The sequence below is a fragment of the Janthinobacterium sp. FT14W genome, assembly GCF_009208755.1.
Taxonomy (GTDB): Bacteria; Pseudomonadota; Gammaproteobacteria; order Burkholderiales; family Burkholderiaceae_D; genus Janthinobacterium; species Janthinobacterium violaceinigrum.
Genome location: NZ_WFLL01000040.1, coordinates 1 through 15,059, shown reverse-complemented (window position 1 = coordinate 15,059; position 15,059 = coordinate 1). Strand labels below are relative to the sequence as shown.

Here is a 15,059-nt window from a genome sequence, read left to right as displayed (position 1 = left end):
GTTCCGTCAAAGAAATGTGGAGATTCGATGGAGAGAGCGAAGAATGCTAGACTATTTGCATGAACTATCTCCACAGCTCCACGCAACCCTCCTTCCTTGCCACCACGCCGCCTTCCGCCCTCATCCTGATCGCCGAAGACGAACCGCAAATCGCCCGCATCCTGTCCGGCTACCTGGAGCGCGACGGCTACCGCACGGCGTTCGCGCCCGATGGCCAGGAAGCGCTGAACCAGCACCTGGCGCTGGCGCCGGACCTGCTGCTGCTCGACGTGCAAATGCCCCGTGTCGATGGCTGGGGTGTGCTGACGGAAGTGCGCCGGCGCGGCGAAACGCCCGTCATCATGCTGACGGCGCGCGACCAGGATGCGGACAAGCTGGCCGCCCTGCGCGTGGGCGCGGACGACTACATCATCAAGCCCTTCAATCCGGCCGAAGTGGTGGCCCGCGTGGCGGCCGTGCTGCGCCGCTCGCGCGTGCGCCACCACCCGGTGGGCGGCCAGCGCCTGCGCTGCGGCCCCATCGAAATCGACCAGGAAACGTATGTGGCCAGCGTGCTGCGCGACGGCGTGCCCGTGCCCCTCAGCCTGACCCTGACGGAATTCCGCCTGCTGGCCCACCTGGCGCGCACGCCGCGCCGCGTGTGCAGCCGCCTGGAACTGCTGGAGTCCTGCATGCCCGAGAGTAATTCGCTGGAGCGCACGGTGGACAGCCATGTCAGCAAGCTGCGCAAGAAACTGGAGGAAGCGGGCGTGATGAACATGCCGGCCAGCCTGCGCGGCGTGGGCTACCGGCTGGAAAGCGAGCTCTGATGCGCTTCACAGGCTTGAACCGGCAGATCGTGCTGTCGATGTCCGTGCTGATGGTCAGCGGCATCCTGCTCATCTGGATCGGTTCCTGGACCTTCTTTGCCATCGCCTTCAAGATCGACCCCGGCATGCTGTCCGAGCCGGACGACTGGTCGCCCACGACGGCCGAATGGCTGTGGATCTTCGCCATCACCATCTTCGGCCTGGGGCTGGCGGCGTTTTTCGCCATCAAGCTCGCTTCGCGCATTCTCAAACCGATCAATTCCGTGATGGACAGCGTGCGCCGCGTGGCGCATGGCGACCTGTCCGCGCGCGCGTTCGCGGGCGACCGCAGCCTGGGCGAGACGGCCATGCTGGTCGACGACTTCAACAGCATGGCCGAACGCTTGCAGCGGGCGGCCAAGGAGAGCGAAACGTGGAATGCGGCCATCGCGCACGAGCTGCGCACGCCCGTGACCATCCTGCGCGGCACCCTGCAAGGCGTCGTCGACGGCGTCTTCAAGCCCGAGGAAGTGCCGTTTTCCAGCCTGCTGGCGCAAGTGGAAGACCTGGGCCGCCTGATCGAGGACCTGCGCACCCTGAGCCTGGCCGACAGCGGCCACATGCAGCTGCGCATGGCGTGGACGGACCTGACCCTGGAAATCGGGGAAGTGGGCCGCCTGCTGGCGCCGGAGATGGAAGCGGCCGGCTTTACCCTGCAATTGCACCTGTCCGACCATCCCGTCTGCTGCGACGCGGCACGCATCCGGCAAATCGTGCTGGCCCTGCTCGACAACGCCCGCCGCTATGCGCATCCGGGCCTGCTGCGCGTGCGCACCCGCGTGCAGGCGGGCCAGTATTACCTCAGCGTCGAGGATGCGGGCCCCGGCATTCCGGAGGAACTGGCGCCGCACGTGTTCGAAGCGTTCCGCCGCGGCGACAGCGCCAGGGTCGACCTGAATGCGGGCAGCGGCCTGGGACTGGCCGTGGTCGAGGCCATCGCCCGCGCCCACGGCGGCAGCGCCGCCTGCACGCGCGGCAAGGCGGGCGGCGGCCTCGGGGGAAGCGTGTTCACCGTCAAATGGCCCGTCGAGCATGGCGCGCCGCCGGCCGCAGGCTGACTACGCGGGTGCCTGCGGCGGCATGGCCGCATCGGCGCGCAGCATGTCGACAAAGGCGCGCAAGACGGCCGGCATCTGCCGCCGGCCCGGGTAGTACAGGAAGTAACGGGGCGGCGGCGGCAGGCAGCGCTCCAGCACGCAGACCAGCCGCCCCGCCGCGATATCGGCGCGCGCATCGGCTTCGTACACATACGCCAGTCCCGCGCCGTCGCGGGCCGCGCGCAGCATCAGCTCGTCATCGTCGAACACCAGCGGGCCGCCGACGGCGATGCTGACGCCCTCGCCCGCCTGGCAGAACTCCCACGCATACTGGCGCCCGCTGGGAAAACGCCGGCCGATGCAGGCATGTTCGAGCAGCGCGCGCGGCGTGCTTGGTGCGCCATGCGCCGCCAAGTAGGCGGGCGACGCCACCACCACGAACGGCTGCGGCGCGCCCACGGGCACGGCGATCATGTCGGCCGCCACGTGCTCGCCGAAGCGGATGCCCGCGTCAAAACCGTCGCGCACGATGTCGATCATGCCGTCATCGGTGACGAGTTCCACTTGCACGCGCGGATAGCGGGCGACAAAACGGGCCAGCATGGGCGCCAGCAGCAGCCGGGCAGCGGGACGGGGCACGTTCAGGCGCAACTTGCCTGCGGGCACATCCTGCAAGGTGCTCAGGTCCAGCAGGGCATCCGTGATTTCGCGCATGGCCGGCGCCAGCCGCGCCAGCAGCTGCTGCCCCGCCTCGGTGGGCGTGACGCTGCGCGTGGTGCGGTTCAGCAGGCGCACGCCCAGGCGCTCTTCCAGCGCGCGCAGCGCATGGCTGAGGGCCGAGGCGGACACGCCCCGTTCCAGCGCCGCCTTGCGAAAGCTGCGCAGGCGGGCGACGGCGGCAAAGGCCGTCAATTCATTCAGGTCAGCCATTATTCATGAACCATATTCAGTAATACATGCAGGATAAGCGATCTTATCGCATGGTGTTCCTTCCAGCATACTGATTGCCTCTTTTTGGAAAAGGAATGGCAATGGAATACAGAACACTGGGCACCTCCGGCCTGCAGGTCGCCCCCATCGGCCTGGGCTGCATGGGCATGAGCTTTGCGTACGGCGGCGCGGACGAGGCAACCTCGCTGCGCGTGCTGCACCGCGCCGTGGAACTGGGTGTGACCCTGATCGACACGGCGGAAGTCTACGGCCCCTACGCCAACGAGGAATTGGTGGGGCGCGCCCTGAAGCAGCTGCGCGGCAAAGTGAGCATCGCCACCAAGTTCGGCTTCAGGATATTGCCGCACGGCCAGGGCGTGGAACGCATGGCGGGCGTGGACAGCCGGCCCGAACACATCGTGCGGGCCGTGGAGGCATCGCTGTCCCGGCTGGGCATCGACAGCATCGACCTGCTGTACCAGCACCGCGTGGACCCCGCCGTGCCCATCGAAGACGTGGTGGGCGCCATGGCCGGGCTGGTCCGGGCGGGCAAGGTACGCCACCTGGGGCTGTCGGAAGTGTCGGCCGCCACCCTGCGCCGCGCCCACGCCGTCCACCCGATTGCGGCCGTGCAATCCGAATACTCGCTGTGGAGCCGCGACGTGGAAGCGCAGGTGCTGCCCGCCTGCCGCGAACTGGGCATAGGCTTCGTGCCCTACAGCCCGCTGGGCCGGGGCTTCCTCACGGGCCAGCTTCCTTCCAGCGCCACGCTGGCGCCCGACGACTACCGCCACAGCCTGCCCCGCTTCCAGGCGCCGGCGATGGCGGCCAACGGGCGCCTGGTGGCTGCGCTGCAAGGCCTGGCGGCGGCGCGCGGCGTCACGGCGGCCCAGCTGGCCCTGGCCTGGCTGCTGGCGCAAGGCAGCGACATCGTGCCCATTCCCGGCGCCCGCAGCCTGGCGCACCTGGAAGAGAATGTGGCCGCCGCGCAGGTCGCGCTGAACGCAGGCGAGCTGGCCGCCATCGGCGCCGCCATCGCGCCCGCCGCCGTGCAGGGCGCGCGCTACCCCGCGGTGGAACTTGCCATGGTTGGCCTGTAGACAACATTGCCCGAGTGCGCTAATTTGGGCACGAACGACAAGTTCTTTTAGCCGCCGCACTTGAAATGGCCGAATCCGCTATCATTTCCAATCTGAACTATTCATTATGAAAGGGATTTACATGTCCGATTTGCTCGAAACATTGCAATGGCGCTACGCCACCAAGAAGATGGACCCGGCGAAAACGGTGCCGCAAGACAAAGTCGAGCGCATCCTGGAAGCCGTGCGCCTGACGGCCAGCTCCAGCGGCCTGCACCCGTATGAAGTGTTCGTGGTGACGAATCCGGCCCTGCGCGAGCAGATCAAGCCGCATGCATGGAACCAGGCCCAGGTGACGGATTCCTCGCACCTGCTGGTGTTTGCCGCCTGGGACAATTACACGGTGGAACGTATCAACCAGCGCTTCGACCTCGTCAACGAGGTGCGCGGCTTCAGGAATGAAGGCTGGGAAGCGTACCGCCAGCAGATCCTGGCCTCGTATCCGCAGCGCGACGCGGAAACCAACTACCAGCACGCGGCGCGCCAGGCATATATCGGCGTGGGCACGGCCCTGATCGCCGCGGCGCAGGAAAAAGTCGATTCGACGCCGATGGAAGGTTTTGATCCGGCCAAGGTCGACGAAATCCTGAACCTGCGCGAAAAAGGCTTGCGCTCCGTCGTCATGTTGCCGCTGGGCTACCGCGCCGGCGAAGGCGACTGGCTGGTGGACCTGAAAAAAGTGCGCCCCGCGCGCGCGCAATTCATCACCGAGCTGGCGTAAGCGCTTCGCCTGCGACTGAAAAGCGGATGCCCTCGCCGGCATCCGCTTTTTTTTTTGTCCGTTCAGGCCGCCTGCGGAAAGCGCACCGTCACCTGCAAGCCCCGCCCCGCCTCCCCGTCGGCCAGCGCGATGTCGGCCTGGTGGTGCTCGGCGATGTGGCGCACGATGGACAGTCCCAGGCCGCAGCCCCAGGCGTCGTTGCCGTCGGGGCGGAAGAAGCGGTCGAACAGGCGCGCATGGTGCTGGCGCGGCACGCCGGGGCCGTTGTCGGAGACGCGCAGCAGGGGCCGGCCCTCTTCCAGCGCCGCCTGCAGATCGACCCGGCCGCCCTGCTGCGTGTAGCGCAAGGCGTTGTCGATCAGGTTATTCAGCAGCACTTGCAAGCCGTCCGGGTCCGCCTGCACCAGCACCGTGGCCGGCAGCGTTTCCACCACGCCCAGGTCGATCTCGCGGCTGTCTGCCAGCGCGCTGTGGTCGGCCACGGCCGCTTCCAGCAGCTGCCCCAGGTCCACCGTGTGCAGCTGGCTGGCCGCCAGTGCCGTCTCATGGCGTGCCAGGCTGAGCAGCTGGCGCACCAGATGCGTGCTGCGGTCCAGCCGTTCATGCAGGCGCGCCAGGGCCACGCGGCGTTCTTCTTCGCTGGCGGCGCGCTCGGCCACCTGCAGCTGCAGTTTCAATGCCGTCAGCGGCGAACGCAATTCATGCGCGGCATCGGCGACAAAGGTGCGCTGCGCCGTCAGCGCCGCCTCGAACTGCCCCATCAGGCTGTTGAGCGCCAGCGCCACGGGCCGCAGTTCGGGCGGCATGTCGTCGGCTGCCAGCGGCGTGAGCGCATCGGGCGAACGGCCCGCCACCGATGCGGCCAGTCGCTGCAGGGGCGCCAGCGCGCGTCCCACCACGACGACGATAAGCAGCCCCAGGAGCAGCGCAAACGCCAGCAGCGGCGCACCCGCCCGCACGGTCATTTGCCAGGCCAGCTGGTCGCGCACGGCCTGCGCCTGCGCCACCTGCACGTAGCGGCCGCGCCGCGTCACGCCGTACAGGCGCCAGTCCTCGCCCTGCACCAGGACGTCGGCAAAGCCGGCCAGCGCATAGCGCGGCAATTGCGGCTGGTCCGGCAAGACGGGCAATGGCTGCCCGTCCTCGTCCCACGCCTGCAGCACGAACGCTTCTTCCGGGTCCTGCGCGGCGGGCAAGCCCGTCTGCGGTTCGAATTCGTCGGGCAAGGCCACGGCCAGCTGGCGCAGCTGCAGATCGGCCAGTTCATTGGTTTCTTCCAGCAGCGAGCGGAACAGTGAAATGCCCGCCCCCAGCACGCACAGCAAGGTGGCGGCAAGCAAGCCCAGCTGCAATTGGCGGCGGAGGGTCAGCAAGATGCTACCCGCATCTTGTAGCCCACGCCGCGCACGGTCTGGATGCAGTCCGCGCCGAACTTCTTGCGCAGCTGGTACACGTACACGTCGACGGTATTGCTTTCCACTTCGCTATCCCAGCCATACAGCTTTTCGCCCAGCTGGCGCTTCGACACCACCTTGCCCGGATGGTCGAGCAAGGCGCGCAGCACGGAAAACTCGCGCGGCGGCAACTTGATCTGTTCTCCCTCGAACGTGACATCGTGGCTGGCCAGGTCCAGGGTCAGCGCGCCATGCTCGATGACGGAGCGCGAACGGCTGACGCGGCGCCGCAGCAGCGCGCGGATGCGCGCCAGCAGCTCGTCGAGGTCGAACGGCTTGACCAGGTAGTCGTCGGCGCCGCTGTCGAGCCCTGCCACGCGCGCGGGCGTGCCGTCGCGCGCCGTGATGATCAGCACGGGCAGCCCGGCGCCCCGCGCCCGCGCGCCGCGCAGCACATCCATGCCTTCTTTGCCGGGCAAGCCCAGGTCCAGCAGCATCAGATCGTAGTCAAAGCCGGCCAGCGCCAGCTCCGCATCGTGGCCATCGCGCACCCAGTCCACGGCATAGCACTCGCCGCGCAAGCCCTCGACCAGGCTTTCCCCGATCATCGGATCGTCTTCCACCAGCAGCACGCGCACCCGGGCCTCTCACAGTCTTGAAAATACCGTCATCTTACCTTGGCTGGCGGCAAGCCATCGGATGGCCGGCTAGATCGGGTCATAGAACAGCTGGTCCACATAGCACCAGCCCCAGGTTTCGCCCGGCTCCTTCGAGCGGATGATGGGGTGGCCCGTGGCGTGGAAGTGCCGGCCCGCATGCCGGTTTTTCGAGTCGTCGCAACAGCCCACATGGCCGCACACCATGCAGACGCGCAAGTGTACCCAGCTGTCGCCCGTTTTCAGGCATTCCTCGCAGCCATCGCCATTCGCGCCACGGGTATGGATATCCTGCAGATGCCGGCAAGCCTCGCTCATGCTGTTCTCCTTCGACGATGCAGGCATGGTAGCGCAAATGCGCTCAGCCCTGCGCCCACATGCGCAGCAGGTTGTGATACGCGCCCGTCAGGCCCAGCACGGCCGTGGACGTCGCGTGCTGCTCTTCGACGCGCAGCAGCATCAGGTCGCGGTCCATCTGGAACAGCAGCCGGCGCTGGGCTTCGTCACGCACCATGCTTTCCAGCCAAAAGAAGCTGGCATAGCGGCAACCTTTGCTGACGGGATTGACCCGGTGGATCTTGTCGGCCGGATACAGCAGCATGTCGCCAGCCGCCAGCTTGACGTGCTCGTCGCGCCAGCTGTCGGCCAGCACCAGCTCGCCGCCCTCGTACTCCTCGGGATGGCTGAGGAATAAAGTACAGGACAGGTCCGTGCGCACCCGCCCGCCATCGGGCAGGTAGCGCATGGCCACGTCCACGTGCTCGTCCAGGTAGTCCCGGCGTTCGCCGTCGTAGCGGCTGAACATGGGCGGCGCGATGTGGCGCGGCAAGGCGGCCGAAAAGAACAGCTGGTTGCGGCGCAAGGCTTGCAGCACCAGCTGCTGCAAGTGCTGCGCCAGCGGTCCCTGCTGGGGCAATTGCCCATTGCGCTTGATACTCTCCGGCAAACTGCCCGAGGTGACCCTGCCATCTTCCCAATCGGCGCCTTCCAGCGCCGTGCGCGCGTGCGCCAGTTCGGCTGCGTTCAGCACGGCTTTCAAATGCAGCATGATGTTGCTCTCTTATTCAATAAATAATGGTTCGGCCGCCAGCGCGCGTACGGCGGGCACATCCGATTGCGCCAGCCACGGGTGCAGATTGGCCATGAACGCGGGCGTGGCCGTGACGGGAATGCGACGCAGCCAGGCCACGGCCTGCTGTGGCTTGCCCCGCAGCAACAGCAAACGCGCATGGTTGAACTGGCCGCGAAAGTCGCCGCCGATAGCCGCCTGGCAATACAGCACGGCCGCCTGCGCCGGGTCGGGCAGCATTTCCCAGCCTTCTTCATAAAAACGGCCCAGGATATTGATGGACTTGGCGTGGCCCAGGCGGGCGGCCTGGCGGTACAGCGCCAGCGCGGCAGGCCGGTCGGCGGCAAGGCCCTTGCCGCTCATCAGCAGATTCGCCAGGTTGTACATGCCCCAGTCCAGCCCGCCTGCGGCCGCCTGCCGGTACCAGTACACGGCCAGCTGCGCATCCTCCGCCACGCCCCAGCCGTTTTCCAGGCAGCGGCCCAGCATGTTGACGGCTTCCACATCGTCGCGCGCGGCCGCCTGGCGGAACCAGTGCACGGCTTGCGCAGGGTCGGGCGGCACGCCCTGCCCCACCAGCAGGCGCTGCGCCAGGATCGCCTGGGCGCGCGGCACGCCCTGGCGGGCGGCGGCCTGCAGCCACGCCAGCGCCTGCTGTCCATCGCCATCGGCGCCGGACAGCATGGCGGACCAGTGCGCCGCCGGCAGCTGGCCCAGCGCCTTGACACTGGCCGGCATCAGAAGCTCAGGTCCGCGCTCAGGCTGACGCTGCGGCTGGCGCCGGGCACGCCGTACAGCTGGAAACCATCCAGCGAGGAACCGATGCGCGCCCAGTAAAACTTGTTGGCCAGGTTTTGCACGTTCAGGTTGAGCGCCAGGCGCGGGTTGACCCGGTAGCGGGCGGCAAGGCTTTGCACCCAGTACGACGGCGCCTTTTCCGTGTCGAACACATAGGTGGGCGCCTTGCCCGCGGGGCCGGCAACGGTGCTGCTGTTATTGTTCAAGCCGCCCACATAGGCATTGTCCGAATAGCGGCGCTCGCCCACGTACTGTGCGCCATAGCTGAGCACCAGGCCCGCCGTCGGCGTGTACGAGGTCCACAGATTGAAGGTCCAGTCCGGCACATTCTTCGCTTCGCTGCCGCGGTTGGCGCCCTTGGTCTGCATGCTCATCAGACGCGACATGCCGCCATACACGGACCATTGCTCCGTGACATTGCCCTGCACGCCCAGTTCCGCCCCCTGGACCCGCTTGGCCGGCAAGGCGCGCACGGGCGAGACTTCGTCGTCGCCGTACTCCCAGGAATCGCTCACTTGCGTGCGGAAAATGGCGCCCGTCAACGCCAGGCGGTGGCGCAGCACATCCCACTTGCCGCCCAGCTCCATGGTCTTCGACGTGGCCGGCGCATACGCGGATGCCGCCGCCGAGCCGTAGATGGCATTGTTCGTCGAGGCGCCCAGGGCCGACGGCTGGGCCGCCTGCGCGTACGCCAGGTACAGGCTGGCCTCGTCGACGGGCTTGTACAGGACGGCGAGGCGGCCGCTGGCGGCGCCATCGCTGCTGTGCGAGGTATGCACGCCCTTCAGCGACGTGTCCGCCTTCCAGTGGTCGTAGCGCAGGGACGCCACCATGCGCCATTGCGGCGTCAAACGGATGGCGTCCGTCACGTACAGGCCCGCATTGCTGATGACCGATTCCAGGCCGCCATTGCCCTTGACGGTGGCCACGCTGCCCTGCGCCACTTGCGGATGGGCCATGTCGAACCACAGGGTACCCGCGGGGGCATTCACCGTGCGCTGGTAGTCGCCATAGGTTTCGCGGTACAGGTCCAGGCCCGCCACCACTTCGTGCCGCACGGGTCCCGTGTCAAAGGCGACGCTGGCATCGGTCTGGTTCGCCAGTATCCTGTAGCGCTTCGAGGTGCCGAAATCGCTGCCGCGCAGCACGCCATACGCATCCGTCTTGTTGCTGGCATCCGCGTACGCGGCAATGCCATTGATTTTCGTCAAGCCGCCCACGCCCGTGTAGCCCAGCGACGTGCCCAGGGTGGCGCCATTGGCGCTGGCTGCATTGAAACGGGCCGGCGACAGCACGGACAGATTGTCCGTCAGCGCCCAGCGCGTCTGGTTGCGCAGCTTCACGCCCGGCGCGAAATCGTGCTCGACCTTGATGCTGGCCGCATCCGACGTGGTGCGCTGGGTGTAGCTATCGGCGCCGAACCAGGCGCTGTGCGGCACGTTGGCCATGGGCTGGCCGCCCGTGCCCCGCTGGATCGGCAAGCCGCCGTCGGGCACGTTGTCATCTTCCTGGTGGAACAGGTCGACCCACACGCGCGTGGCGCTGTCCAGGCCCGTGCCCGCCGACAAGGCCAGGCCCTGGCGCTCGTTGTTCGTCACGTCGCGCCCCGCCGCGTCGTTCTTTTGCTTCATGACATTCAGCCGCAGGGCGCTGCCCGTGCCCAGCTGCCGGTTCACATCGGCCGTCACGCGGCGGTAGGCCGCGCTGCCCACGCCAAAGGACGCCGTATTCGCATTGCCCAGTCTGGCTTCCTTGCTGACCAGGTTGACGGTACCGCCCACGGCCGACGTGCCCGATTCGATGGAACCGGTGCCCTTGAACACTTCTACCTGGTCCAGGTTGAACGTGTCGTTGCGGCTGGACATGCCCGCGTCGCGCATGCCGTCCACCGTCAGACTTTGCTCGGAAGAAAAACCGCGGATGGTAAACAAATCGCCCCAGCCCAGGTTGCCCTCGCCCGACGTAAACGTGATGCCGGGCACGTTCTTCAGGATGTCCTGCAGGTTTTGCGCATTTTGCTCCGTCAGCACTTCGCGCGGCACGATGGTGATGCTTTGCGGCGTGTCGCGCAGGGGCTGGGCGAATTTCGCCGAACTCAGGTGTTCCGGCTTGTAGGCGGGCGCTTCGCGCTCGGCCTTGACGACCACCTCGTTCAATTGCTGCGGCTGCGTGGCGGCCGAAGTGGCCGCATCGGCCGCATCGGCGGCCAGGGCCGCGCCCGTGGCGCCCAGCGACGTCAACGCCACCCCGGCGGTGGCCGACAGCTTGCCGTACTGGCCGAACAACGATTCGATGGTCCTGGCCGTGCTATTGCTGCGGCTGAATTGTTTCTCCTGATGCATGTCGCTTCCCTTTGCGGATTGTAATGATTCTCACTACAGGTACTATAATGGCCGGCTGGCAGGGCCAGAACAGGCCCGCGGGCGGGAATGTAATGAAATGTGTTGGCGCAGCATGGCCGTCACATGCCATTACAAAAATGCGCAACACATCACCTTTGACAGCAGGAACATGGCTACAGGAACGAAACGGGCGGACCAGGTATTGATCGTCGACGACGATGGGGAAATCCGGCAATTGCTGTCGGCATATCTGGACGGTGCAGGCTACCAGGCGCACGCGGCGTCCGGTGGCGATGAAATGTGGCAAGTGCTGGCCAGCACGCCCATCGACATGATCATCCTCGACCTGATGCTGCCCGGCGACGACGGCCTGGAACTGTGCCGCCAGTTGCGCGCGCGGCGCAACATTCCCGTCATCATGCTGACGGCGCGCGGCACCCTGGTCGACCGCATCGTGGGCCTGGAAGTGGGCGCCGACGATTACCTGCCGAAACCCTTCGATCCCCGCGAATTGCTGGCACGCATCAAGGTCATCATCCGCCGCGCCCGCAGCTTCCCGGAAAAGCACGAAGCGGACCGCATCGCCACGCTGCGTTTCGAAGGCTGGCAGCTCGACACGCGGGCGCGCCAGATGCGCTCGCCGCAAGGCGTGACCTTGTCGCTGGGCAGTTCCGACTACCTGGTGCTGCGGGCCTTGCTCGACCATCCGAAACGCACCCTGAGCCGCGACTTCCTGCTGGCCGCCGTGTATGGCAAGGAAAGCCTGCCCTTCGACCGTTCGATCGACGTGTGCGTCAGCCGGTTGCGCCAGCAGCTGGGCGACAATCCGCGCCTGCCGGCCCTGATCAAGACCATCCGCAATGGCGGCTACATGCTCAACGCCGACGTGGCGTACGAAGAATGAGGCGCCTGGCCGCCGTGCTGCAACGGCTGTGGCCGCGCAGCCTGTCGGGCCGCCTGGCCCTGGTGCTGGTGCTCGGCATGCTGGCCGCGCAGGCCTTGACGGGCACCATCTGGTATGACATGCGCTACGGCAAGGCGATGGAAATTCCCACGCGCCTGGCCGCCACCCGCCTGGCCGACGCCGTGCGCATGCTCGACGCCGTGCCGGCCGCCAGCCGCCCCGCCATGCTGGCCGCCATCAGCAGCGCCGATTTTAACGTGCGGGCCGTCGACGGCCCCGCCGCGACGCCGCCGCCCCTGGACCGCAACGACGTCTTCAGCAGCGAACTGTTCCTCGACGTGCTGCGCCAGCGCCTGGGCGGCCAGGCCGATGAACTGGCGCATCATGGCGTGCGCGTGCTGGCCAGCGAACTGGCGCACGCGGCGCCCCGCGAAGGCAACTGGCTGACCCTGCTGCGCGATCCCTTCCCCACGGGCCACTTCGTCGTCCAGCTGCGCCTGCACGACGGCACCTGGCTGCAGGCACAAGCGCGCGAAGGCCAGGCGGGCATGAGCACGGCGCCGCGCGCGGCCGCCATCGACTATCTGCTGCGCATCTACGTGCTGCGCATCGCCGCCATCCTGCTGCTGGCCTGGCTGGCCGTGCGCCTCGTGATGCAGCCGCTGGGCAAGCTGGCCAGCGCGGCCGACAAGCTGGGCGAAAACATCTTCAGCCCGCCCTTGGGCACGCATGGTCCCACGGAAGTGCGCAAGGCATCGCAGGCGTTCAACGCCATGCAGCGCCGCCTGATCGACAATATCGCCGAGCGCACGCGCTTCCTGGCTGCCGTCTCGCACGACCTGCGCTCGCCCATCACGCGCATGAAACTGCGCACGGAGCTGCTGCCCGGCGAGGGGGAGCGCGTGAAATTTCGCCGCGACCTCGATGAAATGGATGCACTGGTGGGTGCCACCCTGACCATGGTGCAGGACAGCGGCTTGCACGAACAGCGGCAGATGGTCGATATCGACAGCCTGCTGGCCAGCCTGCGCAGCGATTGCGCGGAAACGGGCGGCCAGGTCAGCATTACGGGCCAGGCGGCGCCCCTGCCCGCCCACCCGCGCAGCCTGAAGCGCTGCCTGCAAAACATCGTCGACAATGCCATCCGCTATGGCGGCGCGGCCCGCGTGCTGGTACAAGACGACGCAAGCGAGGTGACGATCGAGGTGCGCGACGACGGTCCCGGCATTCCCGAAGCGCTGCTGCAGCGGGCGCTGGAACCGTTTTATCGGCTGGAAACATCACGCAACGCCGCCACGGGCGGCTTCGGCCTGGGCCTGTCCATCGCCCAGACGGTGGCGCTGGCGCACCATGGTGAATTATCCTTGCGCAATGGCGAGGAACGGGGCCTGGTGGTGACCCTGGTGCTGCCGCGCGCCAGCGGGCAATGGCGGCCGGAGCACGCGCAGGCGTAGCCAGGGGGCGGCATCACTGCGCTGGCATGGCCAGCGCCCCGGTCACCAGCGCGCGCATGCCCAGGTCGAACTCGGCCTCGATGGCCCTGTCGCTATCGTTAGCGTCCTCGTCATCCCATGCATCGCCGGCCGGCGCATACGCGGTGTCGGCCAGCGCCACGCAATGCAAGGCCACGGTCGACAGCAGCCAGCGGGCGCGCTGCTTCGGCAACTGGTAGGCGTGCGCCACCTGCGCCTGGTGGGCGTCGATGCGGGCCAGCATGGCCGGTGTCGTCGCTTTCCTGCGCAGCAGGTAGGGCGCCAGCCCCGGGTGCGACTTGACCAGTGCGCGCAGCGAAGCGCTGAAACGCAGCAGGTAGTTCTCCAGGCCATCCTCGCCGGGCGCCGGCAATTGCCAGCGCGAAAAAATCTCCTCGGCCACCAGCAGCTTGAGCGCGGCCAGGTGCGCCACGTGCTTGTACAGCGCCACGTGGCTGACGCCCAGCAAGGCGGCCACGCCCGTGAAGGTCATGGCGGGCAAGCCCAGCGCGATGCCCGCGTCCGCGATGCGCTCGCGCGTGATGCTGGCGGGACGCCCGGGACGGGGCGAAGTTGTGGCAATAGTCATCGTGATTGTCCGTGGCGGCAGCTGCGTTGTCGGTTTCAGATAATTAGTTTAGCATGATGAAACTAATTACCCAATACCAAGGAGTACTTACCATGGCAACACCCCCAGAACAGCAATCCGGCGGCCCCCTGCGCAACGCCGAGCATGACCGCAGCCTGCATGAAGTGACGGCCGCCGTCGTCGCCATCGCGCACCCCGTTCCCAGCGTGCTGCGCGTCACGGCCCGCCTGGCGCGTTCCGGCGACGATCCCCACTGGGCCCTGCCCAACGTGGCTTTCCGCATCCATCTCGACGGACCCGCGTACGGCGGCGCCTCGCGCATCTACACCGTGCGCAGCTTTGACGCGCAGGCAGGAACGTTTGCCTTCGATATCGTGCGGCATGCACACGCGAGTCCGATGATGCGCTGGGGTAATAAGCTGCGCGCGGGCGATGTCTTCCGCCTGACGGGACCGCGCCCGCAATTCGTCATTCCTGCCGGTGCCGAAAAGAAAATCGCCCTCTTCCTCGACGAAACGGGCATTCCCGCCCTGTACGCCATGTTGCGGCAATGGCCCGCCGGCGCCGCCGGCATCGGCTGGGTCGTGACCGATGATGCCGCCGCGTTCGAAGAATTACCCGCCGTGCCGGGCCTGGCATTGCAGCGCCTGGGCACGGACCACGTGGCGCCGGACGGACCGCTGGCAGCCCAGGCCCGGGCCTTGCCGGACCCGCACGGTTACGTCATCTGGGGCGCCGGCGAGCGCGATGAAATGCGCGCCATCCGCCAGTATTTGCGCATGGATGCGGGCCTGGCGAAAGAGCAGGTGCTGGTGGCGGGCTACTGGAAACGGGGCGTCAGCAACACGGACATCGATCTGCGCCGCCGGCAAAGTTTCGAGCAGTTGATCGCCAATGGCGGCACCCTGGCCGACTTCGACGACCTGGCCGTCGAGGTGTGAGCAGCGCCGGTCGCGGCGCGCGCTAGGGTCTATCTGACTGATTTCAGAGGAGCCATAGAATCATTGTTGCGATAATCACGACTGCCAGATAGTTGTGTCCGCGTTTATCGTAGCGAGTTGCGACGGCACGGAAATCTTTCAGGCGGTTGATTGCGCGCTCGACGACATTGCGGCCTTTGTAAGCTTGTGCGTCAAAGCGCGGCGGCGCTCCACCTCGAC

At 67.1% G+C, this 15,059-nt stretch carries 16 protein-coding genes; 7 read left to right on the top strand and 9 right to left on the bottom strand.

The window, feature by feature from the left end; translation table 11 throughout:
* Positions 1-59 precede the first annotated feature (59 nt).
* The gene (locus GCN74_RS22060; RefSeq protein ID WP_152258665.1) at positions 60-809 is read left to right on the top strand and encodes a response regulator; all 750 of its coding nucleotides are present in this window, start codon (positions 60-62) and stop codon (positions 807-809) included.
* Positions 809-1,906, top strand: a complete 1,098-nt coding sequence (locus GCN74_RS22055) for an ATP-binding protein (RefSeq protein ID WP_152258664.1) — start codon at positions 809-811, stop codon at positions 1,904-1,906. The genes GCN74_RS22060 and GCN74_RS22055 overlap by 1 nt, the downstream gene beginning before the upstream one ends.
* Here the strand turns inward: GCN74_RS22055 and GCN74_RS22050 are convergent, their stop codons facing one another.
* Positions 1,907-2,815 carry a LysR family transcriptional regulator gene (locus tag GCN74_RS22050; protein ID WP_152258663.1) on the bottom strand — a complete coding sequence of 303 codons (909 nt, stop codon included), beginning with the start codon at positions 2,813-2,815 and terminating at the stop codon, positions 1,907-1,909. It abuts the gene before it with no gap.
* A gap of 101 nt (positions 2,816-2,916) precedes the next feature.
* Between GCN74_RS22050 and GCN74_RS22045 the strand changes: the two genes are divergently transcribed.
* Both GCN74_RS22045 and GCN74_RS22040 read left to right on the top strand, forming a co-directional pair.
* Positions 2,917-3,915, top strand: a complete 999-nt coding sequence (locus GCN74_RS22045; RefSeq protein ID WP_152258662.1) for an aldo/keto reductase — start codon at positions 2,917-2,919, stop codon at positions 3,913-3,915.
* 121 nt (positions 3,916-4,036) lie between these two features.
* Positions 4,037-4,675 (top strand): NAD(P)H-dependent oxidoreductase, encoded by a 639-nt coding sequence (locus GCN74_RS22040; protein ID WP_152258661.1) that lies wholly within the window; start codon positions 4,037-4,039, stop codon positions 4,673-4,675.
* Positions 4,676-4,737: 62 nt separating this feature from the next.
* Here GCN74_RS22040 and GCN74_RS22035 read toward each other — a convergent pair whose 3' ends face one another.
* The 6 genes from GCN74_RS22035 to GCN74_RS22010 form a co-directional block, all read right to left on the bottom strand.
* Positions 4,738-6,048: an ATP-binding protein gene (locus tag GCN74_RS22035; protein WP_152258660.1), complete on the bottom strand. Its 1,311-nt coding sequence runs from the start codon at positions 6,046-6,048 to the stop codon at positions 4,738-4,740.
* On the bottom strand, positions 6,042-6,707 hold the full coding sequence (locus GCN74_RS22030) for a response regulator transcription factor (protein ID WP_152258659.1): 666 nt from the start codon (positions 6,705-6,707) through the stop codon (positions 6,042-6,044). Before GCN74_RS22030 ends, GCN74_RS22035 begins: the two co-directional genes overlap by 7 nt.
* A gap of 69 nt (positions 6,708-6,776) precedes the next feature.
* Positions 6,777-7,043 carry a UBP-type zinc finger domain-containing protein gene (locus GCN74_RS22025; RefSeq protein ID WP_152258658.1) on the bottom strand — a complete coding sequence of 89 codons (267 nt, stop codon included), beginning with the start codon at positions 7,041-7,043 and terminating at the stop codon, positions 6,777-6,779.
* A gap of 43 nt (positions 7,044-7,086) precedes the next feature.
* Positions 7,087-7,776: a Fe2+-dependent dioxygenase gene (locus tag GCN74_RS22020; protein ID WP_152258657.1), complete on the bottom strand. Its 690-nt coding sequence runs from the start codon at positions 7,774-7,776 to the stop codon at positions 7,087-7,089.
* A 9-nt stretch (positions 7,777-7,785) separates the two neighbouring features.
* Positions 7,786-8,532, bottom strand: coding sequence for a tetratricopeptide repeat protein (locus GCN74_RS22015; RefSeq protein WP_152258656.1), 747 nt, complete (start codon positions 8,530-8,532; stop codon positions 7,786-7,788).
* Positions 8,532-10,934, bottom strand: coding sequence for a TonB-dependent receptor (locus GCN74_RS22010; RefSeq protein WP_152258655.1), 2,403 nt, complete (start codon positions 10,932-10,934; stop codon positions 8,532-8,534). Before GCN74_RS22010 ends, GCN74_RS22015 begins: the two co-directional genes overlap by 1 nt.
* A gap of 169 nt (positions 10,935-11,103) precedes the next feature.
* Between GCN74_RS22010 and GCN74_RS22005 the strand changes: the two genes are divergently transcribed.
* Positions 11,104-11,838, top strand: a complete 735-nt coding sequence (locus GCN74_RS22005) for a response regulator (protein WP_152258654.1) — start codon at positions 11,104-11,106, stop codon at positions 11,836-11,838.
* Complete coding sequence (locus tag GCN74_RS22000) at positions 11,835-13,292, top strand: ATP-binding protein (RefSeq protein ID WP_152258653.1); 1,458 nt, start codon at positions 11,835-11,837, stop codon at positions 13,290-13,292. Before GCN74_RS22005 ends, GCN74_RS22000 begins: the two co-directional genes overlap by 4 nt.
* A 13-nt stretch (positions 13,293-13,305) precedes the next feature.
* Here the strand turns inward: GCN74_RS22000 and GCN74_RS21995 are convergent, their stop codons facing one another.
* On the bottom strand, positions 13,306-13,899 hold the full coding sequence (locus GCN74_RS21995; protein ID WP_152258652.1) for a TetR/AcrR family transcriptional regulator: 594 nt from the start codon (positions 13,897-13,899) through the stop codon (positions 13,306-13,308).
* A gap of 92 nt (positions 13,900-13,991) precedes the next feature.
* Here GCN74_RS21995 and GCN74_RS21990 point away from each other — a divergent pair, with 92 nt between their 5' ends.
* Positions 13,992-14,840, top strand: coding sequence for a siderophore-interacting protein (locus tag GCN74_RS21990; protein ID WP_152258651.1), 849 nt, complete (start codon positions 13,992-13,994; stop codon positions 14,838-14,840).
* Between the two features lie 43 nt (positions 14,841-14,883).
* Here the strand turns inward: GCN74_RS21990 and GCN74_RS21985 are convergent.
* On the bottom strand, positions 14,884-15,059 hold a 176-nt coding region (locus GCN74_RS21985), incomplete at its 5' end, for a transposase (protein WP_152257550.1).